Origin of the sequence: Streptococcus infantis (genome assembly GCF_047463175.1) — a bacterium.
Classification (GTDB): domain Bacteria; phylum Bacillota; class Bacilli; order Lactobacillales; family Streptococcaceae; genus Streptococcus; species Streptococcus infantis_AC.
Genome location: NZ_JASHEJ010000001.1, coordinates 88058 through 113860, shown reverse-complemented (window position 1 = coordinate 113860; position 25803 = coordinate 88058). Strand labels below are relative to the sequence as shown.

General features: G+C 38.3%; 23 protein-coding genes and 1 other annotated feature. Of the genes, 2 read left to right on the top strand and 21 right to left on the bottom strand.

Going from position 1 to position 25803, the window contains the following annotated elements; genetic code table 11:
• Positions 1–9 precede the first annotated feature (9 nt).
• Complete coding sequence (locus QM859_RS00570) at positions 10–357, top strand: thioredoxin domain-containing protein (protein WP_268720826.1); 348 nt, start codon at positions 10–12, stop codon at positions 355–357.
• 34 nt (positions 358–391) lie between these two features.
• Here the strand turns inward: QM859_RS00570 and QM859_RS00565 are convergent, their stop codons facing one another.
• From QM859_RS00565 to mutY, 4 genes are all read right to left on the bottom strand, one after another.
• Positions 392–1201: an MBL fold metallo-hydrolase gene (locus QM859_RS00565; RefSeq protein ID WP_414261724.1), complete on the bottom strand. Its 810-nt coding sequence runs from the start codon at positions 1199–1201 to the stop codon at positions 392–394.
• A gap of 1 nt (position 1202) precedes the next feature.
• Positions 1203–2552, bottom strand: coding sequence for a cell wall metabolism sensor histidine kinase VicK (vicK, locus tag QM859_RS00560; RefSeq protein ID WP_414261723.1), 1350 nt, complete (start codon positions 2550–2552; stop codon positions 1203–1205).
• Complete coding sequence (gene yycF, locus QM859_RS00555; RefSeq protein ID WP_414261722.1) at positions 2545–3252, bottom strand: response regulator YycF; 708 nt, start codon at positions 3250–3252, stop codon at positions 2545–2547. Before yycF ends, vicK begins: the two co-directional genes overlap by 8 nt.
• Positions 3253–3322: 70 nt before the next feature.
• Positions 3323–4477: an A/G-specific adenine glycosylase gene (gene mutY / locus QM859_RS00550; RefSeq protein ID WP_414261721.1), complete on the bottom strand. Its 1155-nt coding sequence runs from the start codon at positions 4475–4477 to the stop codon at positions 3323–3325.
• Between the two features lie 170 nt (positions 4478–4647).
• On the opposite strand from mutY, the gene QM859_RS00545 reads away from it, so the two are divergent.
• Positions 4648–6927, top strand: coding sequence for a Xaa-Pro dipeptidyl-peptidase (locus QM859_RS00545; protein ID WP_414261720.1), 2280 nt, complete (start codon positions 4648–4650; stop codon positions 6925–6927).
• A gap of 49 nt (positions 6928–6976) precedes the next feature.
• Here the strand turns inward: QM859_RS00545 and QM859_RS00540 are convergent, their stop codons facing one another.
• From QM859_RS00540 to pepF, 17 genes are all read right to left on the bottom strand, one after another.
• The gene (locus QM859_RS00540; protein ID WP_414261719.1) at positions 6977–7138 is read right to left on the bottom strand and encodes a hypothetical protein; all 162 of its coding nucleotides are present in this window, start codon (positions 7136–7138) and stop codon (positions 6977–6979) included.
• Between the two features lie 9 nt (positions 7139–7147).
• On the bottom strand, positions 7148–8458 hold the full coding sequence (obgE, locus tag QM859_RS00535; RefSeq protein WP_033630851.1) for a GTPase ObgE: 1311 nt from the start codon (positions 8456–8458) through the stop codon (positions 7148–7150).
• A gap of 76 nt (positions 8459–8534) precedes the next feature.
• Positions 8535–8669, bottom strand: a complete 135-nt coding sequence (locus QM859_RS00530; protein ID WP_000863850.1) for a DUF4044 domain-containing protein — start codon at positions 8667–8669, stop codon at positions 8535–8537.
• Positions 8670–8698: 29 nt separating this feature from the next.
• The gene (locus QM859_RS00525) at positions 8699–8890 is read right to left on the bottom strand and encodes a PspC domain-containing protein (protein ID WP_247912244.1); all 192 of its coding nucleotides are present in this window, start codon (positions 8888–8890) and stop codon (positions 8699–8701) included.
• 26 nt (positions 8891–8916) lie between these two features.
• Positions 8917–10233: a glycosyltransferase family 4 protein gene (locus QM859_RS00520; RefSeq protein WP_414261718.1), complete on the bottom strand. Its 1317-nt coding sequence runs from the start codon at positions 10231–10233 to the stop codon at positions 8917–8919.
• Between the two features lie 8 nt (positions 10234–10241).
• Complete coding sequence (locus tag QM859_RS00515) at positions 10242–11285, bottom strand: glycosyltransferase family 4 protein (RefSeq protein WP_414262180.1); 1044 nt, start codon at positions 11283–11285, stop codon at positions 10242–10244.
• 109 nt (positions 11286–11394) lie between these two features.
• Positions 11395–11724 carry a metal-sulfur cluster assembly factor gene (locus QM859_RS00510; RefSeq protein ID WP_004252676.1) on the bottom strand — a complete coding sequence of 110 codons (330 nt, stop codon included), beginning with the start codon at positions 11722–11724 and terminating at the stop codon, positions 11395–11397.
• Positions 11725–11741: 17 nt separating this feature from the next.
• Positions 11742–12851, bottom strand: coding sequence for an RNA polymerase sigma factor RpoD (rpoD, locus tag QM859_RS00505; protein ID WP_004252673.1), 1110 nt, complete (start codon positions 12849–12851; stop codon positions 11742–11744).
• A 2-nt stretch (positions 12852–12853) separates the two neighbouring features.
• On the bottom strand, positions 12854–14614 hold the full coding sequence (gene dnaG / locus QM859_RS00500; protein WP_414261717.1) for a DNA primase: 1761 nt from the start codon (positions 14612–14614) through the stop codon (positions 12854–12856).
• Positions 14615–14864: 250 nt separating this feature from the next.
• The gene (locus tag QM859_RS00495; RefSeq protein WP_414261716.1) at positions 14865–15623 is read right to left on the bottom strand and encodes an ABC transporter ATP-binding protein; all 759 of its coding nucleotides are present in this window, start codon (positions 15621–15623) and stop codon (positions 14865–14867) included.
• Positions 15620–16486, bottom strand: a complete 867-nt coding sequence (locus tag QM859_RS00490) for an ABC transporter permease (RefSeq protein WP_414261715.1) — start codon at positions 16484–16486, stop codon at positions 15620–15622. Before QM859_RS00490 ends, QM859_RS00495 begins: the two co-directional genes overlap by 4 nt.
• A gap of 60 nt (positions 16487–16546) precedes the next feature.
• Positions 16547–17545 (bottom strand): tryptophan ABC transporter substrate-binding protein, encoded by a 999-nt coding sequence (gene trpX / locus QM859_RS00485; RefSeq protein ID WP_414261714.1) that lies wholly within the window; start codon positions 17543–17545, stop codon positions 16547–16549.
• 134 nt (positions 17546–17679) lie between these two features.
• Positions 17680–17894: a binding site (T-box leader), on the bottom strand.
• A 94-nt stretch (positions 17895–17988) separates the two neighbouring features.
• The gene (gene ppc / locus QM859_RS00480; RefSeq protein WP_414261713.1) at positions 17989–20814 is read right to left on the bottom strand and encodes a phosphoenolpyruvate carboxylase; all 2826 of its coding nucleotides are present in this window, start codon (positions 20812–20814) and stop codon (positions 17989–17991) included.
• A 23-nt stretch (positions 20815–20837) separates the two neighbouring features.
• Positions 20838–22049, bottom strand: coding sequence for a cell division peptidoglycan polymerase FtsW (gene ftsW / locus QM859_RS00475; RefSeq protein ID WP_414261712.1), 1212 nt, complete (start codon positions 22047–22049; stop codon positions 20838–20840).
• 212 nt (positions 22050–22261) lie between these two features.
• Complete coding sequence (prsA, locus tag QM859_RS00470) at positions 22262–23203, bottom strand: peptidylprolyl isomerase PrsA (RefSeq protein WP_414261711.1); 942 nt, start codon at positions 23201–23203, stop codon at positions 22262–22264.
• Positions 23204–23277: 74 nt separating this feature from the next.
• Positions 23278–23991: an O-methyltransferase gene (locus tag QM859_RS00465; protein ID WP_414261710.1), complete on the bottom strand. Its 714-nt coding sequence runs from the start codon at positions 23989–23991 to the stop codon at positions 23278–23280.
• A gap of 1 nt (position 23992) precedes the next feature.
• Complete coding sequence (gene pepF, locus QM859_RS00460) at positions 23993–25795, bottom strand: oligoendopeptidase F (RefSeq protein ID WP_414261709.1); 1803 nt, start codon at positions 25793–25795, stop codon at positions 23993–23995.
• Positions 25796–25803: the final 8 nt, after the last annotated feature.

The window sequence follows — 25803 nt, the reverse complement described above, 5'->3', positions numbered from 1 at the left end:
GGAAAACTCATGGAACAATTTTTAGAAAACATTAAAGATCTTGAAGTGACAACTGTTGCGCGTGCACAAGAAGCCATCGACAAAAAAGAAACAGCGACTTTCTTTGTTGGACGCAAGACTTGCCCTTACTGCCGTAAATTTGCTGGCACTTTGGCTGGTGTGGTAGCTGAAACAAAAGCACACATCTATTTCATCAATAGTGAAGAACCAAGTCAACTAGATGCATTGCAAGACTTCCGATCACGTTACGAAATCCCAACTGTACCAGGTTTTGTTCATGTTGAAAATGGTGAGATTAAGGTCCGTTGTGATTCTTCTATGTCAGCTCAAGAAATCAAAGAATTTGCTGGATTGTAAAAATATATAAAAAAGAAGGCGTCTGCCTTCTTTTTTATATGTCTGTTAGTGGTGTTGCAGTGTCTGGAGATGTATCGTAAACTTGAAAGTCTACTCCTACTCCTAGATCTGCTTGAGCTAACTGATTGACCATGGTCATGTGGGCTAGCTCCTTGATATTATTCTCTTTAGATAGATGTCCTAGGTAAATCTTCTTGGTACGATTACCTAGTGTGCGAATCATGGCGTCTGCTCCATCTTCATTTGAGAGGTGGCCAAGGTCAGACAGGATGCGTTGCTTGAGTCGCCAAGCATAAGATCCTGCTCTCAGGATTTCCACATCATGATTAGACTCAATCAAGTAACCATCTGCATTCTCGACAATGCCAGCCATACGGTCACTAACATAGCCTGTATCCGTCAGCATAACAAAGCTCTTGTCATCCTTCATAAAACGATAGAATTGGGGAGCAACTGCATCATGGCTAACTCCAAAACTCTCAATGTCGATATCTCCAAATGTTTTAGTTTTTCCCATTTCAAAGATATGCTTTTGTGAAGAGTCAACTTTACCTAGATACTTACTATTTTCCATAGCTTGCCAGGTCTTTTCATTGGCGTAAAGATCCACGCCATACTTACGAGCTAAAACTCCAACACCATGTATATGGTCAGCATGCTCATGCGTAATCAAAATAGCATCCAAATCTTCTGGTTTACGATTGATTTCACCTAATAAGCTTGTAATTTTTTTACCAGATAAACCGGCATCCACTAAAATCTTTTTCTTGGGGGTTTCTAGATAGAAGGAATTTCCACTAGAACCCGATGCTAAAATACTATATTTAAAGCCTGTTTCACTCATTCTAGTCTTCTACTTCATCCTCCCATACTTCTTCTTTTACAGCATCATTATCATAAGGAAGAACAATGGTAAAGGTTGAACCCTTGCCATATTCACTCTTGGCCCAGATAAAACCATTGTGTTGTTTGATGATTTCTTTTGCTATAGCAAGACCTAAACCAGTCCCACCTTGGGCACGACTTCTAGCCTTATCAACCCTGTAGAAACGGTCAAAAATCTTCGGTAAATCTTCTTTAGGAATCCCAAGTCCTTGGTCCGAAATAGATAAAATCATCTGGTCATCAGTGGTTTTCATGCTAACCGTAATTTTCCCACCATCAGGCGAATACTTGATGGCATTGTTAAGAATATTATCGATTACCTGAGTCATCTTGTCTGTATCAATTTCAATCCAGACCGATGTAATCGGATAATCTCGAACCAACTCGTATTTTTTTTCTTGCTCCTGGGCTCGCATCTTATCAAAACGGTTTAGGATAAACGTAATGAAAGCTGTAAAGTTAATCAATTCAACATCTAAATGGCTAGTTGCATTATCAATACGCGATAGATGCAAGAGGTCCGTTACCATTCGCATCATACGGTTGGTCTCATCTAAAGATACTTTGATAAAATCAGGAGCAACAGGTTCATATAATGCACCCTCATCCAAGGCCTCTAGGTAAGATTTTACACTGGTCAACGGAGTTCTCAATTCATGACTAACGTTTGATACGAATAGTCTTCTCTCGCGCTCTTCCTTCTCTTGTTCAGTCGTATCATGTAGAACTGCTACCAAACCAGAGATAAAGCCTGATTCTCTACGAATCAAGGCAAAACGCACACGCAAACTAATATACTCCCCATTTACATTTTGGGAATAAATCATCATTTCAGGACTTTGCGTAATTAAGTCTCTAAGCTCGTACTCATCTTCAATCTTGAGCAACTCTAAAATGTTTTGATTGAGCGCGTCATCACTTTCAACTCCAAGTTGTCTTTTGGCCATATCGTTAATCATAGTGATTTGACCACGACGATTGGTTGCAAGAACCCCATCAGTCATGTATGACAGGATACTATGCAATCTTTTACTTTCCTGCTCAAGGTTTTCTTGAGTTAGACGAATAACTTCAGACAAATCATTTAAGTTATTCGTAATGTTAGTGATTTCAGTATTCCCCTGCATATCTAATACCTGAGAATAATCACCAGCAATTAAATCTTTAATCTTTTGATTTAACTGTTTGAGTCGAATATTATCCCTACGGCCTTCAAGCAAGAGAAAGCTAACGAGCATAATAAAACCAATTAATATGAGTACAAAGACGAAATCTCTGGTTAAAATTGTTTGTTTAATTATATCAATCATTATTTCTCATATAATAACCCACACCACGACGAGTTAAGATATATTCAGGTCTACTTGGTGTGTCTTCAATCTTCTCACGTAGACGTCTAATGGTAACATCGACAGTACGAACATCACCAAAATAATCATAACCCCAAACAGTCTCAAGGAGATGTTCACGGGTAATAACTTGACCAAGATGAGAAGCTAAGTGATGCAACAACTCAAACTCTCTGTGAGTTAAGTCCAATTCTTCTCCATATTTTTTGGCTACATAAGCATCTGGAAGAATCTCTAAATCCCTAATTTGAAGACTTTGCAATTTAGTATCTTCTTCTTCTTGGTTGTCAACTGCAACTAACTCCGTACGACGAAGAAGAGCCTTAACACGCGCTTGTAGTTCACGGTTTGAAAATGGCTTAGTCACATAATCATCCGCACCAAGTTCAAGACCAATAACCTTGTCAAATTCACTATCTTTTGCTGAAAGCATGATAATTGGAACACTACTTGTCTTGCGAATTGTTTTAGCCACTTCAAGACCATCAATTTCTGGAAGCATCAAATCCAAGATAATAATATCTGGTTTCTCAGCTTCAAACAATTCGATCGCTTCGCGTCCATTAAAGGCTGTAACAACCTCATAACCTTCCTTGGTCATATTAAACTTAATAATATCTGAGATTGGTTTTTCATCATCTACAATCAATATTTTTTTCATATAGTCACCTTTTTCCTTATATCAATTATACCAAAAAAATGCAAAGAAGACACGAAAGACTGGTATTATCCTATCTTTTTAAATATGCTTGCCAAATTTTTTGTTGAGGTTTTGCTAGTGGATATAGTTCAAACTCTTCAGGAGTTAACCAAACTACCTCTTTATCACAATATTCTTTGCTATCAACTACTTGCCCGGATAGGATTCGTACATGCCACTTTCGATGGCTAAAGATATGTTTGACTTCTTCGAAATGACTATCCTGCCACTCAACTTCTAAATCATAATCCTGCTTAAAACTTTCTTGCGGTGATGGCCCAAGTTGAATAGATGGTTCAGCTACCTGATTAAAGAGATTTAGTTCTTCATTTTTTGAAAATTCATCTACCTCAATCAAGGGAAAATGCCAAAATCCAGCTAGTAACTTTTCACTTTCATTTTTTTCTAGTAAAAACTGTCCTTTAGCATTTTGAACAACTAAAGCATTAAGATAGACGGGAACTGGCTTTTTCTTTGGCGCTTTAATGGGATAGCGATCCATTGTTCCATTTTGATAGGCAGCACTAAAATCTTTAACTGGACTATCTTCTGGCCTCGGATTAACGGGTGCCTCAATATCTGAACCCAAATCCATCAAGGCTTGATTGAAATCACCTGGACGTTCTGGATCAATCAAAATTTCCATCATGGTTTGAAATATCTTGCGATTACTTGGATTACCAATGTCGTGATTGACTTCAAATAAACGAGCCAAAACACGCATGACATTCCCATCAACTGCAGGCTGTGCTAGATTAAAGGCAATACTTGAAATAGCTCCGGCTGTATAGGGACCTATCCCTTTCAAGCTTGAAATACCTTCGTAAGTTGAAGGAAATTCTCCATTAAATTCATTCATAATCTGCTGAGCAGCAGTCTGCATATTGCGAACACGCGAATAATATCCAAGACCTTCCCAAGCCTTTAATAAGCGTTCTCCAGATGCATTTGCTAAACTCTCTACAGTCGGAAACCATTCTAGAAAACGTTCATAATAGGGAATGACGGTATCGACTCTGGTCTGTTGCAACATGATTTCAGACACCCAGATATGATAGGGATTCTTGCTCCTTCTCCAAGGTAAATCCCGCTTATTTTCATCATACCAGGCTAAAAGTTTTTGACGGAAAGACAGAATTTTCTCCTCTTCCCACATGGACACGCCATATTTCTCCAAATCTAACATATATCTAGTATAGCATATCCTTATAGGATACTCAAAAAATGAAAATTGTCCATGTTTTAGTATCTACTCTCTTATCATACCTGACTATCAGACATACTCTACTCTTTCTGTTATTTTCTATGATTTTTTGATATAATGACTCTTGAATGATTCTTTAAAAGGAGATATCCATGCGTTTTAATCAATTTAGTTATTATCCTGTTACAAACCAACAAGCTTTACAGGAATTATCTGAGCTTGGATTCAAGCTTGATCTTTCAGCTTCACATAAAGAACAGTTTGAAGCTTTTGTTAGGAATTGTTTTTTTAATTACACAAATACGGATTATCCCCTCACTACTTTAGCAGTTGATAAAGAAACAGATTTACTCACTTTCTTCAATTCGGACCGTGAATTGACAGCAGAAATTTTCTACACTGTTGCCTTTCAATTGCTTGGATTCAGTTACTTAGTAGACTTTGAAGATGCTCTTGCTTTTCACAAAGAAACAGCGTTTCCGATCGTTTACGGAGATTTAATCGACAATCTCTACCAGCTTTTAAATACACGCACTAAAAAAGGGAACACCCTTATCGATCAGTTAGTTAGTGATGGTCTTATTCTTGAGGACAATAATTATCACTACTTCAATGGCAAGAGTTTAGCAACCTTCAATACTAATAATGTCATTCGTGAAGTAGTTTATGTAGAGACTCGTGTTGATTCTGATAAAGATGGTCTACCTGACCTCATCAAGGTAAATATCATTCGTCCAGCATACAATGGAAAGATTCCAGCTGTCATGACAGCAAGTCCATACCATCAAGGAACCAATGACAAAGCAAGCGATAAGGCTCTCTATAAGATGGAAGTTGAACTAGAAGTCAAGGAACCACATGAAATTACGTTAGAAAATCCACCCCTGGACTTGGTTGAATCTGTTGGGGATGCAGAACTTGTTGCTGAAGCTGAAGAAAAACTCACTCATACCAATAGTAGCTACACACTTAACGACTACTTCCTTCCAAGAGGATTTGCCAATATCTACGTATCAGGTATTGGTACCAGGGATTCTCAAGGTCAGATGACCAACGGAGATTACCGTCAAGTTGAAGCTTATAAGAATGTTATCGATTGGCTAAATGGTCGTTGTCGTGCCTTTACAGATCATAGTCGTAAACGTCAAGTTAAAGCAGATTGGTCAAATGGTAAAGTGGCAACTACAGGACTTTCTTACCTAGGAACAATGTCTAACGGTCTTGCTACTACAGGAGTTGATGGTTTAGATGTTATTATTGCAGAAGCTGGTATTTCTTCTTGGTACAACTACTACCGTGAAAATGGTCTAGTGACAAGCCCAGGCGGCTATCCAGGGGAGGACTTCGATTCATTAGATGAGTTAACTTATTCTCGCAATCTCTTAGCTGGTGACTTTATTCGTGGAAACGAGGCTCATAAAGCTTCCATAGAAGAACTCAAGAAAAATCTAGACCGTAAAACGGGCGATTATAACCAATTTTGGCATGACAGAAACTACCTTCTTAATGCTAAAAAGGTTAAGGCTGAAGTTGTCTTTACCCACGGTTCACAAGACTGGAATGTCAAACCACTTCATGTCTATCAAATGTTCAATGCTCTTCCAAGCAATATTAAAAAACATCTCTTTTACCATAACGGCGCCCATGTTTATATGAACAACTGGCAGTCTATTGATTTCCGTGAATCCATGAATGCCCTTTTGACACAGAAATTATTGGGTCAAAGCACTAACTACCAACTTCCAAGTGTCGTGTGGCAAGACAATACTGCTCCTCAAACTTGGCTGTCACTTGAAGATTTTGGAAATCAAACTGACCATAAAACTTTCTCTTTAGGTACCGAGGAAGCTGTCATTGAAAATCATTACCAAGATTCTGACTTCGAACGATTTGGAAAGACTTACCAAACATTTAACAATGAACTTTATCAAGGTAAGGTGAATCAGATTACCATTGATCTTCCTGTGACTGAAAATCTTCATATCAATGGTCGTGTTAAACTAAACCTTCGTCTCAAGTCAAGTACCAACAAAGGCTTACTTTCTGCTCAACTTCTCGAACTTGGTCAAAAGAAATACCTTCAACCTTATCCTGGAGTCTTGGCTGCTCGTACTATTGATAATGGTCGTTACCATATGCTGGAAAACCTTTGCGAACTACCATTTAGCCCAAATGCCCAACGTGTTATCACCAAAGGCTACCTCAACTTCCAAAATCGTCATGATTTATTAAAAATTGAAGAAGTTAAACCAGATGAATGGATGGAATTCCAATTTGAACTCCAACCAACAATTTACAAACTAAAAGAAGGCGATACGGCCCGTCTCGTTCTTTATACAACTGATTTTGAAATAACTATACGTGATAATACAGACTATCAATTAACTGTGGATCTACCTCAGTCTAGTCTCGAAATTCCTTATCAAAAGTAGTTCGTTAATCAGAAAACCCGTGATAAAAATATCACGGGTTCTTTTATTCTTATTTTTTTTCTTCGGCTTGTTTCTTCATTCTCGTAAGTCTCAATGAACGATTGGGATTGAGGCGATTAAAAAGTTCTTCTAATTTCTTTTCATTCCAGACGTCTGCAGCAGAAACAAAATTTCCATCAGCATCTCGGAAAGATATTGGTTTATCACCCATAGCTATCTCCTAGTCTACAAACTCAAACTCAAATTTTCCAATACGGACAAGGTCGCCGTCCTTAGCACCACGAGCACGAAGAGCTTCATCAACTCCCATACCACGCAACTGACGCGCAAATTTCATGACAGACTCATCACGGTCAAAGTTAGTCATGTTAAAGAGTTTCATGAGTTTTTCACCTGAAAGAACCCAAGTTGCATCATCGTCACGACCAATCTCAAATGGTTTTTCTTCCTCATCGAAGCCATAGTAAGCCTCTTCTTCCATCTCTGACTCATCATAAAGAAGGAATTCTGGCGTTTTATCAAGAAGCTCAGCCGTTGCATCTAATAAAGGTGCAAGACCTTGCTTAGTCAAACCTGAAATTGGGAAGATTGGTGGTAATTCTTCAAATTCATCATAATTAGCAGCCAATTTTTTCTTGAACTCTTCAAGGTTTTCCTGACTTTCTGGCATATCCATCTTATTGGCAACAATAATCTGTGGACGCTCCATAAGACGAAGGTTATAAGATTCAAGTTCCTTATTGATTGCTAAATAGTCCTCATAAGGATCACGTCCTTCACTAGCTGACATGTCAATGATATGAAGAATAACGCGAGTACGCTCGATATGACGAAGGAACTGGGTCCCTAAGCCTACACCTTGGCTAGCACCTTCAATTAATCCAGGAAGGTCTGCAACGGCAAAGGATTCACCGGACTGAGTACGTACCATACCAAGATTAGGGACAATTGTTGTAAAGTGGTAGGCACCAATCTTAGGTTTTGCAGATGTGATAACACTAAGTAAAGTTGATTTACCAACAGATGGGAATCCAACTAAACCTACATCCGCAAGGATTTTAAGTTCTAACTGTAATTCACGTTCTTGACCAGGTTCTCCGTTTTCTGAGATTTCTGGCGCAGGATTTTTAGGTGTTGCAAAACGGATATTTCCTCGACCACCACGACCACCGTGAGCCACGATGAACTCTTGTCCGTTCTCTATCAAATCAGTGAGAACTTTCCCAGTCTCTGCATCACGCACAGTTGTCCCTTGAGGTACACGGACAATCAAGTCTTCTGCACCTCGGCCATGCATTCCTTTTGTCATCCCTTTTTCACCTGATTGGGCCTTGAAATGACGATTGTAACGGAAGTCCATAAGGGTACGCAAGCCTTCGTCTACAACGAAAACAACGTTACCACCACGTCCTCCATCACCGCCCCATGGTCCACCGTTAGGGACGTATTTTTCACGACGAAAGGCAACCATGCCATCGCCACCATTACCAGCCTTTACTTTAATCTTGGCTGTGTCTAAAAACATACTCATATTCTTTTCTCACTTTAAAAAGGGCTGGGAAAATCCCAGTCACCAACTATTTGAAATAAATCCTACAACTAGCAATTTAGAATCTACTAAATACACCAATTGCAGTCGCAAAAATACCGGCTAAAGTAACAAACAACATGATTAATACGACAAACATTGTAAGTTTTTCAAAGAATGTTTTTTTACGTTTACCATTATCACCGAATGCCATGTTTTCTCCTTTACTCTAATACTCTAATATTAATACTCATCAGATACAGGAGCGATTGCCCACAAGATCAAGTAAGCAATAAGTCCTGCGCCATAACAGAAAGCCAAAACTCCCCAAATAACACGTACGATTGTAGGGTCAATATCAAAATAATGTGCTAAACCAGCGCATACACCACCGATTTTTTGATCTTTACCACTTCTCATAAATTTCTTTTGCATATTTTTATTTCCTTTCTTTGATTTGATTAATCATTTAAATATTTTCTTAAATTTCTTAATTGTTTTCTAGATGCCTTAAGCATACGCTTCGAACCTTTAACTGGCATAGTAACAGCCTGTTGCGGAATATAGAAGACTGTCTTTAAAATACGTTTTGTAACAGGTTCGTCAGCCCCTGTTTCTTTGGCAAAATTATTTGAAATAATGACGTCTAGATAAAATTCATGGACTCTTCTACCAAAATTCTCAGCAGAAATTTCATATAATTTTTCAGCCAAGTGTTTTTCATCCATTGACGGTGTAGCAAGTAAAGCCTCAAGAATCGCTCCTGCCAAGTCCCTTTCCTCATAATAAAGGGTTCCGAACATTTTATCATTGATGAGATTATCCAAATAAGGATTACCATGGGCAATAACAGGTGTCTTACTAGCTAAACTTTCCAGATAAGTCAATCCCTGAGTCTCACTTGTAGAAGCCGATATGAAGAAATCAGCTGCCTTATAATAGAGTGCCGTCTCATTTGGCGGAATCATACCTGTAAAGATAACAGAATCTTGAATTTTTAAATCTTCTGCTTGCACCTTAAGATTGTCTAAATAAGGTCCATCTCCAGCTACAACCAGTTTAACATTTGGTTCTTCTTTTAGGACATCTGGTAAAGCTTTAAGAACTGCTTGAATATTCTTCTCGTAAGAGACTCGAGAAAGACTTAGAAGCATTTTTTCATCTTGTTGGATCCCTAGTTTATCTCGTAAGTCACTAATGTGTTCAGGACCAATTTCAGGGCGTTCAAATTTGGCAAGTTCAATTCCAGTAGGAATAACACGCTTTTCAACTTTTACCTTATAGTCAGATAAAAGATCGCGTACAATTTCACTCGGGCAAATAACTCCATCAACGTCGTGAAGAAATCCTCTCACAAGATATTTGACCATACTTGGACGAATCAACATCCCCTTAGCAATATAATGGACATAATCCTCGTACTGGGTATGATATGTATGAATGACTGGGATTTTCAGTTCTCGAGCAATCCAAATTCCCAATAAACCAAGAGAAAACTCAGTTTGGGTATGAATAATATCGAGTTTGTATTGTTTAGCAATTTCAAGAGCTTTCGTAAATCCACGATAAGCAAAACGACGATCTTTAAAAGCAAAGAAAGGAACACTAGGAATACGAATAATTTGCCAGTCTTCATAACGATTGACATCCTTATCGGTTGTCGTGAAGATAAAGACTGCATGTCCTTGCTTTTCAAGCTCTGTTTTTAAGGTTCGAATACTGGTTGCAACACCCGAAACCTGTGGGAAATAAGTATCTGTAAATAATCCAATTCGCATATACTACCTCATTTTTTTCCTAAAGCCGCTTGCTCCTGATAAAATTTAAGCCATATTTCAAGGAGATGCTCCTCTGAGTATTCTCTTGAAATAGCCTTGGCCTTTTCTCTTAACTCTTTCAAAGCTTCTGGATGCTCTCTATATTCCATAATAGCGTGTTTCATCTCTTCCACATCGGTGGTTGGTCTGTAATTTCCTTCTAGAATCACCTTATAAAGATCTAAGTCCCGAAGCATAATGGGAGCTTCACAACTCGCAGCTTCTAGAATAGTCATCGGAAAGAGCTCATTATAACTAGGAAGTAAGAACAGATCTGCCAAGGCATACAGTTCTTTCATCCGTTCTGGCTCAACAATTCCAGGGAAAATCAGATTCTCTGGAGGATTATCCATGATTTTTTTATAGCGTTCATAACCATCTGTAATCCCACCAAATGAGAAGCCTCCAGCCCAAATAAAGGTGATGTCCGGTAGTTCCTCAGCAAGAGTGATGAAATCATCGATTCCCTTACGCTTCTGAACCTGCCCAGCTCCTACTACTACAAATTGATTTTCACTCAACCCCATATCTTGTCGAAGTTGGCTTACTTTTTCTGCTGAAAGTGGGTGCCATTTTTCTTTGTTAACAAAGTTAGGAATATAGGTCACCTTTTCACGATGAATACCAGCTGCAACCAAATCTTCGATAAAAGTAGGATTAACCACAACCAAGTGTTCCATACGGTCATAAAAGGAAAATACGTAGCGCTTCACGATTCCTTTTAGGAAGAACGGAATTTTCAAACTGCCCTCTAAGGTATCAGGTAAGAAGTGAACATAACCAATTCGACGTCCAGAGCGTTTCTTTTGGAAAGTGGATAAATAGTATGGAAGATCTATTGTATGAAAATGAGTAACATCAGCTTCCACAGGAAGATTCTCCGTTACAATTAGTTGGTCTTTCGCATCACGTTTCAAAAGTTGCACAAGTTCACGGTAAGCTCCAGAAACACCTTGTCCTGCTACCTTTTCACTCGAACTTAGCATGTTGATGCGTAATTTCTCTTTTTCCATACTATCCATTATATCATTTTATTGAAAGAAAATCAGCAAATTAAAAAAGAGATAGCATAAAAGCTAGGGAATTTCCTAACACTTATACTATTTCTTTTTTTATATCATTCTATTTAATACCTAAAGCGATACGTGCATAGCGACTCATTTTTTCAACCGTCCAAGCTGGATACCAAACTAATTTCACTTCAACGTTAGTAACCTCTGGTACATCTGTCATAGCATCATAAATTTGATCGGTCAAGAGATCTGCTAATGGACAACCCATAGTCGTTAAGGTCATATCAATCTCAGTATCACCGGTATCACCATCAAATCGAATCTCATAAATCAGACCTAGGTTGACGATATCGATTCCTAATTCTGGGTCGATAACTTCTTCTAGAGCAGATAAGATTTTCGTTTTGATAGTTTCAATTTGCTCTTCTGTGTAAGCCATATTTAGTCTCCTCTATCTTAATCCTCGATAAAGTCACGAAGCGGTTTGCTTCGACTTGGTTGGCGAAGTTTTCTCAAAGCTTTTGCTTCAATCTGACGAATACGCTCACGAGTGACGTTAAAGACTTTACCCACATCTTCTAACGTACGCATTTTACCATCATCGAGTCCAAAACGAAGACGCAAGACATTTTCTTCTCTATCAGTCAAGGTATCTAGAACTTCATCCAACTGCTCACGCAAGACGATACGAGTTGTGTAGTCAACTGGATTTTCAATCACTTCATCTTCGATAAAGTCACCAAGATGGCTATCGTCCTCTTCCCCAATTGGTGTCTCAAGAGAAACTGGTTCTTGCGCAATCTTTAAAATTTCACGAACCTTGTCAGGTGTCATATCCATACGTTCAGCAATTTGCTCAGGAGTAGGATCTTGTCCCAACTCTTGAAGAAGGTTACGTTGCTCACGAACAAGTTTGTTGATTGTTTCAACCATGTGAACTGGAATACGAATGGTACGAGCTTGGTCAGCAATGGCACGCGTAATGGCCTGACGAATCCACCAAGTTGCATAAGTTGAGAATTTGAATCCTTTAGAGTAGTCAAACTTATCAACTGCCTTCATCAATCCCATATTTCCTTCTTGGATCAAATCTAGGAATTGCATACCGCGTCCAACATAGCGTTTCGCGATAGACACTACCAAACGAAGGTTAGCCTCTGCTAGACGTTGTTTCGCTTCAACATCTCCTGCTTCAACGGCAAGAGCTAATTCTTTTTCTTCTTCGTTAGTAAGAAGAGGTACGACACCGATTTCCTTCAAGTACATACGAACTGGGTCATTGACTTTGGCAGATGTTGAACCAATTAAATCTTCATCACTAAGTTCTGGTTCTTCCTCTGTACTTAAGACACGTTCACTCGGATTTCCTTCGTTATCAGTGATTGCAATACCTGCATCTTGAATCCGTTGCAAAAGGTTCTCAATACCTTCTACATCAAGAGCAAAAGGAATTACAAGGACATTGTTAATTTCATCATCTGTCGCAGTACCAGTTTTCTTATGGTTACGGATAAATTCTGCAACTTGGACATCAAAAGTTGTTACTTCTTTTTGTTTTTTTGCCATTCTTACTCCATTCTTCTTTTTTGGGCAATTAAGCGTTCAAGCTCTTCTAAAGCAGCATCTGTGTCGCCTACATGACTAGCTTCCTGAACTTTCTTTTTAATTTGCAAGTTTTGTTGATTCAAAAGAGCACGATTACGAGACTCCTCTACTTCCTTTAGTTCTTCTGGAGACATCTCAGAAGGTAGATCCAATGCTAACACCTGGTACCAAGCATTTTCCACTTCTCTAGTCTGATTTGCCAAGTCTTCAGAAGAAATCGAACCATTATCAATCAAGAGTCCATACAAGGTCTGAAACTCTGGAGTTTCAAATACAAAATCATCTCGCAAACGATAATCATTCAACACAAGAGGGTGCTCCATCATACGATAAAGAATATGTGCTTCAGCTCTCATGACTGCCGTCAATTGTTTAGAAACCGACATAATAATTGGTGTCGGATTAACAACCTGCTTCACTTTTTCTTGTCTTTGTCTGACACGACTTTCGTTGATAATGTGCTCAACTTGTTGATAATCAAAAGATGGTAAATGATCCGTCAACAAATGAATAAAGGTGTTCTGGGCTGTGATAGAAGGTTCTTTGACGATAAGAGGTGCAATTTTCTCAATGAACTCAATCTGTGCTTGGAGATTTTCACTATTACTAGGTTTGTAATGATGGATATAAAACTCAATCGGACTGATTCGAGTATTGGATAAAAGATAAGCCAAATCCTCTGGAGAATTCTTTTGTAAATACTCATCAGGATCCATTGCATCGGGAATCTGGACTACTTGTACAGGTAGATCTTTAAGCTCGTCCAAAGCTTTAGCAGTTGCAGCTTGTCCTGCCTTATCACCGTCATAAGTGATAATCACTTTTTTTGTAAAGCGTTTGAGATGTTCGACGTGTTCAGCGGTCAAGGCCGTTCCCATGGAAGCTACTGCATTTTCAATACCAGCACGGTAGGCTGCAATAACATCCATAAAGCCTTCCATCAGATAAATTTCAGGAGCTTTCCCTGAGCCTTTTTTTACCCTATCCAAATGATATAATTCGTAACTCTTGTTAAAAATCGCCGTCGCTCGACTATTTTTATACTTGGCAGTTTGAGAATCTGTCTCTTGCCAAATCCGTCCAGAGAAAGCAATTACCTTTCCTTGGTCGTTTGAGAGTGGAAATATAATCCGGTTATGGAAAGTATCAAAAAATTGGTTGCTCTCAGATAGATAAAATAGACCTGAATCCAGCAAGTCCTTCTCACTATAATCGTCTGCTAAACGCTGATAAAGATAAGAGCGTTCTGCTGGAGCTAGACCAATCATAAAGTGTTTAATGACATCATCAGTCAAGCCACGTTTATAGAGATAGTTTCTTGCCTCCTCACCCATTTTAGTAGTCATGAGAATTGCATGATAAAAGCGTGCAGCCTTGTCATGCATATCGTAGAGATTTTGATGGGGTGACGTATGTGGGACAGGGTTATGTGCAGGAGTTTCAAGGTGCATTCCGAGACGCTCACCTAAAATCCTTACCGCATCTGAAAAAGTTACTTGTTGATACTCTTCTATAAACTTAAAGACGTCTCCAGAACGACCACAACCAAAACAGTGGTAAAATTGCTTATCTTCGACCACGTTAAAGGAAGGGGTCTTTTCACCATGAAAAGGACAGAGCCCCAAAAAGTTCCGTCCAGATTTTTGTAAAGAAATCACTTCTCCTATGATTTCGACAATATTGGTATTGTTTTTGATTTCTTCGATGACTCTCTTGTCAACCATAGACAATACCTCCATTTTATCACAGTTTACTTTATATAGTATACTTTATTTCTGAAAAAAAGTAAACCATTTCATACCTTTTACATGCTTCTATTTCATAGAAAATAAGCAGTTTCAAGAGTAAAATTTTAGGAAAATACACATTTACTTAAAATTGAAAAAAATACATAAATAAAAAAATCTCTATTTGCTTCAACAAAAAAACTTAGAGATAAAATTTTACCTCTAAGATTTTTGTAAATGAGTAATCTTATTCAAACAACTGATAGTAATCTGAAATCTTCATTTTAGCTTTTTCTTCCTTGTTTAAATCTTGGATGATTCGTCCTTCCTTCATAACAATGAGACGATTTCCATACTTGAGAGCATCTTCCATATGGTGGGTAATCATCAATGCTGTTAGATGGTCCTTGCTGACAAAGTCTTCTGTCAATTCCATCAAGGCCACACTTGTTTTAGGGTCAAGGGCTGCCGTATGTTCATCCAACAAAAGGAGTTCAGGACGTTTTAAGGTTGCCATCAAGAGGCTCAAGGCCTGTCTTTGTCCACCTGACAAGAATTCAATCGGTGTATCCAAATGTTTTTCTAGGCCATTTCCAACCTTCTCAATGGTTTCTTGAAACTCCTCTTTATAAGCTGATAGTCTTCTTGGAAATAGACCACGTTTTTCACCACGGAACTTTGCAATCAAGAGATTTTCTGCAACCGTCATACGAGGGGCAGTTCCCATCTTAGGATCCTGAAAGACACGAGAAAGATACTTAGCGCGTTTTTCAGGACTAAAATGAGTCACATCCTCTCCCATAATACGGATAGTCCCACTAGTTAAAGGTAGAGTTCCGGCAATGCTATTAAAGAGCGTTGACTTTCCTGCTCCATTTCCACCTAAGATTGTGATGAAGTCATGTTCATAAATATCAAGCGAAACATCGTTTAGGATAATTTTCTCCTCGTCAAAGCCATTTTTCACAATTTTTGTGGCATTTTTCAATTCTACAATCGCTGTCATTTGCTTAACTTGACTCCTTTCAAGTATTTATCCTTAAGAGTTGGAAGAACTAGACAAGTTGCTAGGATAAGAGCACTATATAGTCGAAGGTAGCTTGTGTTAAAGCCGAGAGCAATGACTCCCCATACCAAGAATTGGTAACTAATAGAACCAACAACAATAGTAACCAGGCGTTCTGCTAATGTAAGACTCTTAAAGAGTACTTCACCGATAATTAAGCTTGCAAGACCAACTACGATAACCCCGATACCACGAGAAACATCTGCATAACCTTCTTGTTGAGCGATAAGAGCGCCAGCAAGTGCGATCACACCATTTGACAAGACCAAGCCCATAAGTTCCATACGTCCCGTATTGATACCAAAACTACGTGCCATATCCGGATTATCTCCTGTTGCGATATAAGCTTGCCCCAATTTAGTATCTAGGAAGAAAAGCATAAGAAGGATAACCAAAGTCACAAAAATCAAACCTGTAAATAATTGATTAAGCTCAGATGAGAAAGGAAGAACGTCCTGGATTTGTTTAGTTCCTAAGAGCCCAAGGTTTGCCCGTCCCATAATCATGAGCATGATAGAATGGCAAGAAGTCATCACCAAAATACCAGACAAGAGTGTTGGAATCTTTCCTTTCGTGTAAAGAAGACCAGTCGCTAAACCTGCAAGACAGCCTGCTCCAACAGCTACTAAGGTAGCAAGAAAAGGATTGACACCTTGTGTAATTAGGGTTACTGCTACCGCTCCTCCAAGCGGGAAGGAACCTTCGGTTGTCATATCTGGGAAGTTCAGGATTCGAAAGGTCATAAAGATTCCCAACCCCAGAATAGCCCAGACCAATCCTTGTGAAATTATCGATACTATCATGTTACATTCATTTCCTTCTTTTAAAAATTGGAGGAGATGTCTCCAACTCCTCCTTCATTCTTATTCGATTACTTGACCAGCTTCTTTGATAACTGATTCAGGAATTGTTATTCCAAGTTCTTGAGCCACTTTTTTATTGATTACTGATTTACCAGTTGAGAAGACATTAACTGGTGTATCTGCAGGTTTTTCACCCTTCAAGACTTTGGCAATCATCTTACCAGTAGTCACACCAAGATCGTGTTGATCAACAACCACTGATGCCAAACCACCTGCTTCTACCATTGCAGTTGCACTTGGGTAGATTGGTTTTTTAGCTGTTTGGTTACTTGATACTACAGTTGAAAATGCTGATGCGATTGTGTTGTCAATTGGAACCCAGATTGCATCCACTTTACCAGTCATAACATTAACTGTTGAAGCAATTTCGTTAGTTGATGGAACTGCAAAAGTTTCGACTTTCAAACCAGCTTTTTCAGCGTAAGCTTTGAACTCTTCAACTTGTGATTTAGAGTTATCTTCACTACTTGAGTAGAGAGCTCCGATTGTTTTAACGTCAGGTGTCAAAGTTTTAATCAATTCAACCTGTTGTTCAGCAGGGTTATGGTCAGATACCCCTGTGATGTTTCCACCTGGTTTTTCCAAGTTTTGTACAAGGTTAGCTCCAACTGGGTCTGTAATAGCTGCCATGATAACAGGAAGGTCTTTTGTTGCACTTGCAAGCCCTTGAGCTGCTGGAGTTGCAATACCGACAACAACATCGTTTCCGTTTGCTACCAATTGTTTACTCATTGTCGCAACCTTACTTTGGTCACCTTCTGAGTTCATAAAGTCGATTTTAACTTGATCACCTTTATAGCCTTCTTCAGCAAGTCCATCTTGGATACCTTGGTAAATCAAGTCGAGCGATGGGTGACTGACGAACTGTAGAACACCAACCTTAGAAGTTTTGTTAGCTGTCTCGGTTTTAGTATCTTGTTTCGTTAAGTTAGAGTATACCAAGCTTCCTCCAACTACAAGTGCTAGTACTGCAATAATACCAATTAAACGTTTATTCATATCTATTTCTCCTTATTTCACTTAAACTTAGTAATGTTCATGTCACTTTCAATATAACTTTACCAAGCGTCGCCATCGTTTGATTTCCATCATTTTTTCCTCCCCATAGAAAAAGTCCTCACACAAAAAACTTGTGTGAGGACGTCGATGCGCGGTGCCACCTCAATTATAGGAATTATTCCTATCTCTCTTACTCGCTTCACGAGTTGCACTATAAGGTGTGCTCACCGAATTCTTATGATTTCAAATTCTTAATAACATCCAGCCCAATTTCATCATCTTCTTCTATCTGTTTCCACCAACCACAGACTCGCTAAAAAAATTCGATGATTACTTTCTGAATGCTTAAATTATATCATTTTCCAAAAGCTTGTCAAGGGTTTTCATGAATTATTTTATAAAATAATGAAAATTCCTACGGTTTTTGGAAAATATTGCCTGTATTAACCTGAATTACGTAATCCTGTAGCAATTCCGTTAATAGTTGTATGAATTAATCTTTCTTCATCTGAAGAAAGCTCTCCGCGACGTTGACGCTTGATCAACTCTAACTGAATATAGTTAAGAACATTGAAATAAGGCATGCGGTAGTTCAAACTGTCTTTCAAGTAAGTATTTTCTGCCAAAAGTTCATCATAGCCTTCGATAGCTAAGATAACGTTCTTGGTCAATTGCCATTCATCCAAAATAGTATAGTAGATTGCTTGCACTTCTTCACTTTCACAAAGTTTAGCATATTCAAAAGCAATATTCATATTTGATTTTGATAGAACCATATCAACGTTAGATAGGAGTGACTGGAAGAAAGGCCAGTTCTGATACATGTCTCGAAGGTATTCAATATTTTTTGGATCTTGATCAATAAATTCCTTGAAGCTTGAACCAACACCATACCAACCTGGGAACATGACACGACTTTGTGACCATGAGAATACCCAAGGAATGGCACGTAGACCACCAATTTCAGTGATTGTTTTACGTGCTGCTGGACGAGAACCAATATTAAAGCTTGAAATATTCTTGATTGGACTAGATTCAAAGAAATAATCGTAGAAATGATCATTTCCAAATACTAGTTCACGGTAGATATCATAGCTACGACTGACTACTTGGTCCATGATCGCCTCATAGCGATTTGATGTATTAGTATCACTCTTCTTCTGTGTAATCATACGGTTGATAGCCGCTGATACCAACATTTCCAAGTTATAGTAGGCTGCATCCTTGTTTCCGTATTTATTTCCGATAACTTCACCTTGTTCAGTTAATCGAATACGGTCCTTGATTGATTTGAGTGGTTGAGAAGCAATGGCGTCATAAGTAGGGCCACCACCACGACCAACAGTACCACCACGACCGTGGAAGAAGGTTACTTTGACCCCAAATTCATCACCGATAGCGGTTAATTGTTGTTGAGCTTTGTATAGAGTCCAACAAGATGATAGATAACCACCATCCTTGTTACTATCTGAGTAACCTAGCATGATTTCTTGATAATTATCTTTTGAAGCAATCCACTTCTTAGCAAGCGGTAAAGAGAAATACTTTCTCATAGTCTCTTCAGAATGATCCAAGTCCTCAATTGTTTCAAAGAGAGGCACGATTTGAACACGTGCTTTTTCAGCATCCACAAGACCGACTTCTTTCAGCATAATCGCCAATTCTAACATATCAGACACGCTGGTTGCATGAGAAATAATCGTTTGACGAATGACGTCTTCTCCCAAACGATCTTTTAATTCACGTGAAGTTTGGAAAATGGCTAATTCTTTTTCAAGAAGTTCAGACTTTTCAGCATGAGTGGCTGACAAGATTCGAGGGTCTTCTAATAGTTCATGTAAAAGCAACTCGCACTTCTCATCTTCTGAAAGATCGCTATAATGATCATTAATTCCAGCAGATGCTAACAATTCAGCAACACAGGCTTCATGAATACTTGAGTCTTGGCGCATATCGATAGATGCTAAGAAGAAACCAAAGACTTCAACAGCCTCCAAAAGCTCAGCAAACTCTCCAGTAAGCAAGGCTTCTGCCTTATTTTCAAGCAATGAATCTTTAATGATAGCTAAGTCTTGTTTAAATTCTTCAATTGTTTCGTAGTAAGGAGGACGATCTTCAGCCAATTCTTGAATGGCTCCTGAGAGACGATTACTAATATAGTCAGTAACCACTCCTTGTTGATGTCCTTGAGTTCCAAAGAGTCGTTCAATGTGATGGCGTTCATCTGCTGATGAGCCGACAAGAGCCCACTCTTTCAAATTTAAAAGAGTTTGAATTAATTTTGATTGAATAAAGTGAAAAGCCCGACGATAAGGTTCTTTCTCGCGGAAAATAGAAGTATCTTGAGATTGAGCTGCCATTTCTTCAACAGCCTTACTTGTCTTAGATAAATTAGTAGAAAGAGAGAAAGTACGGTAGAGACTAGAAATCTTACTGATGTAGTAGTTTAAGATCACTTCACTTTGAATGGTAGCAGAACGCATGAGTGTCTCAGCAGTTACAAATGGATTGCCATCACGGTCTCCACCAATCCACATTCCCATGGTGATAGGTTTTGCTTGTTTTAGGTCAATTCCCTGCTCTTTTGCAAGACGCTTATACTCTAACATTAGATTTGGTACAGCTTGTAGGAAAGAACTATTGTAATATTCCATCACGTTTGTGATTTCATTCGTTACTTTTAGTTTCTTTTCACGAATCATATCCGTCTGCATGATAATCTCAATGTAGCGACGAAGATCATTGTGCCATTTTTCTTTGTTAATAAGCCCCATTCTCACGTCACGGTATTTACGCAAGAGAGTATGGATATGATTAGTCAAGTCCAGCATACTCTTACGTTGAACCTGAGTTGGATGGGCTGTTAATACTGGCACCACGTTCAGATGTTCAAGAATTTCAGCCGCATTTTCTTTTTCAGCAACCATTTCAATGGTTGTAGATAATTTACCAAGATAATCTTGATCAATATTGTTTAGATGGTTAATCTCATAGGCTAAGTCTACGTCTTCGGAGATGTTAATCAAAAGTGGTAAAATAGAGAAATATCTAGAGATGTAGACCATTTCATCATTTGAAAGGCTTCTCACTACCTTATCTAGTCCTTGATAGTCTAGATTTGATGATAGCTTCTTCAACTGCATAATCTTGTCAAAAGTCTCAGCAGGAAGCATATTTTTCGTGATATCTTCAAGTAAATCTGTCAAGATTTGAACTTCTTCTTGGACTACAGTTTTGTTTCTGTTATTTTCTAGTTTTTGAAGAGACATATTTTTCTCCTTGTCACATTTTCTTAGAGTTGTGCTTCATATTCGCGGTAGAGTTTTGCACGTTTTTCACTAGCATCGATATTTAACACAAAGGCGATAGCTACTGATAGAACCAGGAGACTATTCCCCCCTTGTGAAAGGAATGGGAAGGTTACACCTGTTGAAGGGATCAATCCTGAAATCCCTCCAATATTAACGAATACCTGAATTAAAATCATTCCACCAATACCGATTGCTACCATTGAGTTGAACGGATTTTTTGCTCGTACCCCCACTAAAATAATACGAAGAATTAGGAAGAATAATAGAGCTAAAATAAGACTGGCACCAACAAATCCAAACTCTTCAATTACAATAGAGAAAACAAAGTCCGTGTGTGCCTCAGGTAGATAGCCTCGTTTTTCGATAGAGTTTCCTAATCCTAGCCCAAACCATCCTCCATTTACCATAGCATAGTATGAATTTGCCAACTGGTGTCCTGCACCAGCGACATCATCAAATGGATTAAAGAAAGCACTGAATCGTTTAGCTACGTATCCAAATACTGGAATCTTAGAAAACTTATCAACACCAACAAGCTTAATGGTTGATAGAGAAACAAAGGATAAACTGGTCAATACTCCAAGAATAGTTGCAAACCATCGGTGAGCTATCCCACTAATTGAGTACATCAACAATGCTACCAAAAAGAGAATTGTAGCATTTCCAAGGTCAGGGAAAATAGCCAAACTACCAATCATGACCAGAAGTACAAAGCGCCAATCGTTAAATGCTCTAGGAAACCATTGATTTTGAGTTAAAACTTGGAAATCATAAACGGCAATTTCTTCTTGTTGTTTTGAAAAACGTTGAGCCAAGTACCAAATGATGATAATTTTCAAGTATTCCGCAGGCTGAACAGTAATAGGTCCTACTTTGATCCAACCGTAGGCACCATTGATGGGAATCCCAATCAAACGAGCTAAAGCTAGTAACACTAACTCAGCAAACATAACAATAAATAACAAACGTTCGTTTCGAAGAAAACCAAGTTTCAGCTTATAGATTACTGCAATAAGCAACAAACTAACGATCCAAAACAAGCCCTGATTTCGAACCAATTGAAAAGCGCTCTTTCCCTCCTGAATCAAGGATGCACTCGTTGTCGAATATACCACTATCAATCCCAGAACGGATAAGAGAATATAGGGCACTAAAATAGAGTAATTCAACAGGTGCCTTTTACTAATTTTCATATTTCACCATCTACTAAATTTTTAATTTTCTATTCATTCTAGTTTTACATGCTATTATACCACTTTTTAGACTAGAAAAAAACTCTTATCCGTTAAAGCCTAGAATTTAAGCTTTTAGAATTCACAAACATTTATTTATATTTTGGGCTTTTAGCTAAGAAAACTTCAAAAAAACTCTACCTTTCAAGAGTAGAAAGATAGAGTTTTCATCTTTAGTTAGAAGATGTAGTTGTAGTTTCTGTTGTTGAATCACTTTGGATATATTGAGTAAAGATATTTTGGAAGGCTTGATCTTTAACCTTGATATTTGCCGACTGCAACTCTTTACTAATAATACCTTGAACAAAAGTAGCATCATTTTGTTTTTGAGTCAGGATAACTGTCTTCAATTTTTCTTTATAATCATCGATATTAGAAGATTTTTCAGTTTTCTTAGTTAATTTCACAATATAGAAACTGTTTGAATAAGCTTGTGTACCTGGATCTGTGATCACATCAGAGATTCCATCAACATTAAGGGCAAAGGCTGCTTTTTTAACAACGTCTGGCAATTCTGTTGATGCAGAGTCAAAAGTGATTTCTCCACCATTTGCTTTTGTCTTTTCGTCAGTTGAATTATCTTTAGCCAATTGTGCGAAGTCAGCTCCAGATTCTTTAGCTTTCGCAAGAACTTCTTTAGCCTTATCTTCACTATCAAGTTTAATAATTTGCGCAGTTACTTCTGGTGTGTACTCATCGTAAGCTTTTTTGTAGTTCTCATCCGTCAATTCAGCTTCTGCAGCTTTTTTAACAGCATACTCAACCAATTTACTTGTACGAATTTGAGCCTTACGACTTTCAGCTGTCATACCGGCACGAGAAAGAACGATTTGATAGCTATCACCATATTTTTTCTGTTCTTCTGCTACAGCTTCTTCAACTTCTTTATCACTTACTTCAGAACCATATTGTTTTTCAAAAACTTTTTGAATAGTCATGTTAAGTAAGACTTGTTGAGCAGTTGGATTATTCTTAACTTCTTCAAAGAATTGATGTTCAGTGATGACATCACCTTTCATACTGATTAAGTCAGCTCCTTGAGAGCTATTTGAACAAGCAGCCAATGTAGCTACTGATAACAAAGTGATGGCACCAGCCAATAATTTTTTCTTCATGTTTACTCCTTTTTATACACTAGATAAATGTTTACCTTATCTATTTTACTAAATTGTCTTAAAAATATCTGAAATTAATCAACATCAGGCAGTTCTATTTCTGCTTGATTCTTTCTTAGCATCAAGATTCCATCTCCAAGAGGAACTAGACTAGCTGTTAATCCCGGATTGTTTAGAGTTGCGTCAAATAGTCTTTGCAAACCACGATAAATGCTTCGTTGCCCGCGTCGGACTTCCATAATATCCTTAGCAATGTCTCCACCTTGGAAAATATCATCTAAGACAACTACTCCACCAACCTCAAGGTGTTTTAGGATTTCTGGCAAAAATACGATGTATTTGGATTTTGCAGAATCCATAAAAACAAAATCATAGGTCTCTGTCAATGTTGACAAAACGTCTACCGCATCGCCTTCCAAAAGAGTGATTTGTTGGCGATTATCAAACTTGGCGAAATTTTCCTTGGCAAAACCAATCATTTCAGGATTTCTGTCAATGGTTGTTATTTTTGCATTTGGAGCATGATTTGCCATTAAAAGAGCTGAAAAGCCAATTGCCGTTCCAATTTCTAAAATATTTTTTGGTTGAATTGTTTCCATTAGGAAACGGAAATAAGCGACTGTTTCATGAGGAATGATAGGAATATTCTCCTTGCGAGCAAAGTTTTCTAGTTCTTTTAAAGAACCAGTCACCTGCTCTTGCCTGTGGCGCATAAATTCCACAATCTCATCCTTAACAACAGGCCGTCGCATGTTATGGTTAGCATTTTTACTGTATGACTCAACCATTTTATGCTAATCCTAATTTTTCAACAAGGGCTTCAAACTCATCCAAACGGCGTTCAAAGACTGCAAAGGCATCGTTGAGATAGTCTTCTTTTTCCATATCAACGCCAGCTTTACGCATGATATTGAGTGGATAGTCTGACTTCCCTGCCTTGAGGTAATCAATATAACGGTCACAATCCTCTTGGCTACCATGAACAATCTTTTCAGCCAAGGCTGAGGCTGCTGCAAAACCAGTTGAATATTGATATACATAGTAATTATAGTAGAAATGAGGAATTCGAGCCCACTCGTACTGGATTTGTGGATTATCTTCTTTGCTCAAACCATAGTATTCTTGGTTCAAGTCTGCATAAAGTTTGTTTAGGAACTCGCTTGTTAAGACTTCACCGTTTTGATCTGCTTGGTGGATGGCATGTTCAAATTCTGCAAATTGAGTTTGGCGGAATACTGTTCCACGGAAACCATCCAAGAAGTTGTTGAGAATGGCAAAGCGTGTTGCATCATCTTGAACTTCTTGCAATAATTTTTCTGTCAGGATGTTTTCATTGGTTGTTGAAGCAATCTCAGCTAGGAAAATTGAGTAATCTCCGTAAACGTAAGGCTGAGTTTCACGTGTATAGCTAGAATGCATACTGTGACCTGTCTCATGTACAAGAGTAAAGAGATTATCGAGGTTATCCTGCCAGTTAAGAAGCATGAAGGCGTTGGTATCATATGAACCACCAGAGTAGGCACCTGATCGCTTCCCTTGATTCTCATAAACATCAATCCAACGTTCGCTGAAGGCACGTTTCACACGACTCAAGTAATCTTCACCAAGAACCGCTAAAGCTTCTTCTGCTTTCTTTAATGCTTCCTCATAAGTAAAGCTGTATTCCACTGAAGACAAAGGAGTGTAGACATCGTACATCTTGAGGTCTGGAATACCCAAGATTTTTGAGCGAAGAGCTAGATAACGATGTAAGAGTGGCAAATGCTTACGAACGGCAGACACTAGGTTATCATAAACACTTTCTGGCACAAAGTTAGCTGCAAGAGCTGCTTCACGCGCACTCTTGTAGTTACGAACCTTAGCACGATAGTTTTGCACTTTAACATTGGTCTGCAAAGTTTTTGCGTAAGTGTGCTGGTATTGCTCATAGGTAGAGTAAAGAGCTTCATAAGCTCCACGACGAACCTCACGATTTTTAGATTCTACCAAGCGCATATAAACACCGTGTGACAATTGAACTTCATTTCCATCTTCATCTTTAACGAATGGAAAGACGATATCTGCATTATCTATGATAGCAAAGGTTTCACTAGCAGCACCGAAGATTTCACCAGCACCTGCAAGCAACTCTTCTTCACGTTGTGAAAGGACATGGTCCTTATTTTGCAATAGTTTATCAAAGAAGTGTTTATATGGTTGGAGTTTTGATTCTTCTGCTAGAAAGTTTTGATACTGCTCTTCTGTGATAGCCATAAATTCTGGCTCATAGAAAGAAAAGACTTGATCAAGTTGACTATAAAGAGCCATGGCTTTTGCATAGTATTCTTGATACTTAGCTACTCGTGTGTCTTGGTCGTTTTTCATATGTGCATAAACATAAAGTTTTTCAAGACGACGACTCAATTCTAGATAACGCTCTGTAATGTCAAGAAGACTCTCTGCACTATCCAAGAGATGTCCCTCAAGACTATCTGCTTGTTTTGTATCTTCCGTTAGAAGGGCAAGTTCTTCTTCCCATTTTTGGTCTGTTTCAAAGATAGTGGACAAATCCCATGTATCTTTTTCATCTATTTCATTTCGTTGTAATACCATAAATTTCC

What these genes read in the sequence shown, in the direction of transcription:
- QM859_RS00520 (WP_414261718.1), bottom strand. Translation starts at nt 10,233, where the DNA reads ATGCGAATTGGATTATTTACAGATACTTATTTCCCACAGGTTTCGGGT.
- vicK (WP_414261723.1), bottom strand. Translation starts at nt 2,552, where the DNA reads ATGATTGATATAATTAAACAAACAATTTTAACCAGAGATTTCGTCTTT.
- obgE (WP_033630851.1), bottom strand. Translation starts at nt 8,458, where the DNA reads ATGAGTATGTTTTTAGACACAGCCAAGATTAAAGTAAAGGCTGGTAAT.
- QM859_RS00565 (WP_414261724.1), bottom strand. Translation starts at nt 1,201, where the DNA reads ATGAGTGAAACAGGCTTTAAATATAGTATTTTAGCATCGGGTTCTAGT.
- QM859_RS00495 (WP_414261716.1), bottom strand. Translation starts at nt 15,623, where the DNA reads ATGACAGCGATTGTAGAATTGAAAAATGCCACAAAAATTGTGAAAAAT.
- ppc (WP_414261713.1), bottom strand. Translation starts at nt 20,814, where the DNA reads ATGTCTCTTCAAAAACTAGAAAATAACAGAAACAAAACTGTAGTCCAA.
- QM859_RS00465 (WP_414261710.1), bottom strand. Translation starts at nt 23,991, where the DNA reads ATGGTTGAGTCATACAGTAAAAATGCTAACCATAACATGCGACGGCCT.
- QM859_RS00530 (WP_000863850.1), bottom strand. Translation starts at nt 8,669, where the DNA reads ATGGCATTCGGTGATAATGGTAAACGTAAAAAAACATTCTTTGAAAAA.
- QM859_RS00490 (WP_414261715.1), bottom strand. Translation starts at nt 16,486, where the DNA reads ATGATAGTATCGATAATTTCACAAGGATTGGTCTGGGCTATTCTGGGG.
- QM859_RS00570 (WP_268720826.1), top strand. Translation starts at nt 10, where the DNA reads ATGGAACAATTTTTAGAAAACATTAAAGATCTTGAAGTGACAACTGTT.
- pepF (WP_414261709.1), bottom strand. Translation starts at nt 25,795, where the DNA reads ATGGTATTACAACGAAATGAAATAGATGAAAAAGATACATGGGATTTG.
- prsA (WP_414261711.1), bottom strand. Translation starts at nt 23,203, where the DNA reads ATGAAGAAAAAATTATTGGCTGGTGCCATCACTTTGTTATCAGTAGCT.
- mutY (WP_414261721.1), bottom strand. Translation starts at nt 4,477, where the DNA reads ATGTTAGATTTGGAGAAATATGGCGTGTCCATGTGGGAAGAGGAGAAA.
- ftsW (WP_414261712.1), bottom strand. Translation starts at nt 22,049, where the DNA reads ATGAAAATTAGTAAAAGGCACCTGTTGAATTACTCTATTTTAGTGCCC.
- QM859_RS00540 (WP_414261719.1), bottom strand. Translation starts at nt 7,138, where the DNA reads ATGGGTGATAAACCAATATCTTTCCGAGATGCTGATGGAAATTTTGTT.
- yycF (WP_414261722.1), bottom strand. Translation starts at nt 3,252, where the DNA reads ATGAAAAAAATATTGATTGTAGATGATGAAAAACCAATCTCAGATATT.
- trpX (WP_414261714.1), bottom strand. Translation starts at nt 17,545, where the DNA reads ATGAATAAACGTTTAATTGGTATTATTGCAGTACTAGCACTTGTAGTT.
- dnaG (WP_414261717.1), bottom strand. Translation starts at nt 14,614, where the DNA reads ATGGTTGACAAGAGAGTCATCGAAGAAATCAAAAACAATACCAATATT.
- rpoD (WP_004252673.1), bottom strand. Translation starts at nt 12,851, where the DNA reads ATGGCAAAAAAACAAAAAGAAGTAACAACTTTTGATGTCCAAGTTGCA.
- QM859_RS00515 (WP_414262180.1), bottom strand. Translation starts at nt 11,285, where the DNA reads ATGGAAAAAGAGAAATTACGCATCAACATGCTAAGTTCGAGTGAAAAG.
- QM859_RS00510 (WP_004252676.1), bottom strand. Translation starts at nt 11,724, where the DNA reads ATGGCTTACACAGAAGAGCAAATTGAAACTATCAAAACGAAAATCTTA.
- QM859_RS00525 (WP_247912244.1), bottom strand. Translation starts at nt 8,890, where the DNA reads ATGCAAAAGAAATTTATGAGAAGTGGTAAAGATCAAAAAATCGGTGGT.
- QM859_RS00545 (WP_414261720.1), top strand. Translation starts at nt 4,648, where the DNA reads ATGCGTTTTAATCAATTTAGTTATTATCCTGTTACAAACCAACAAGCT.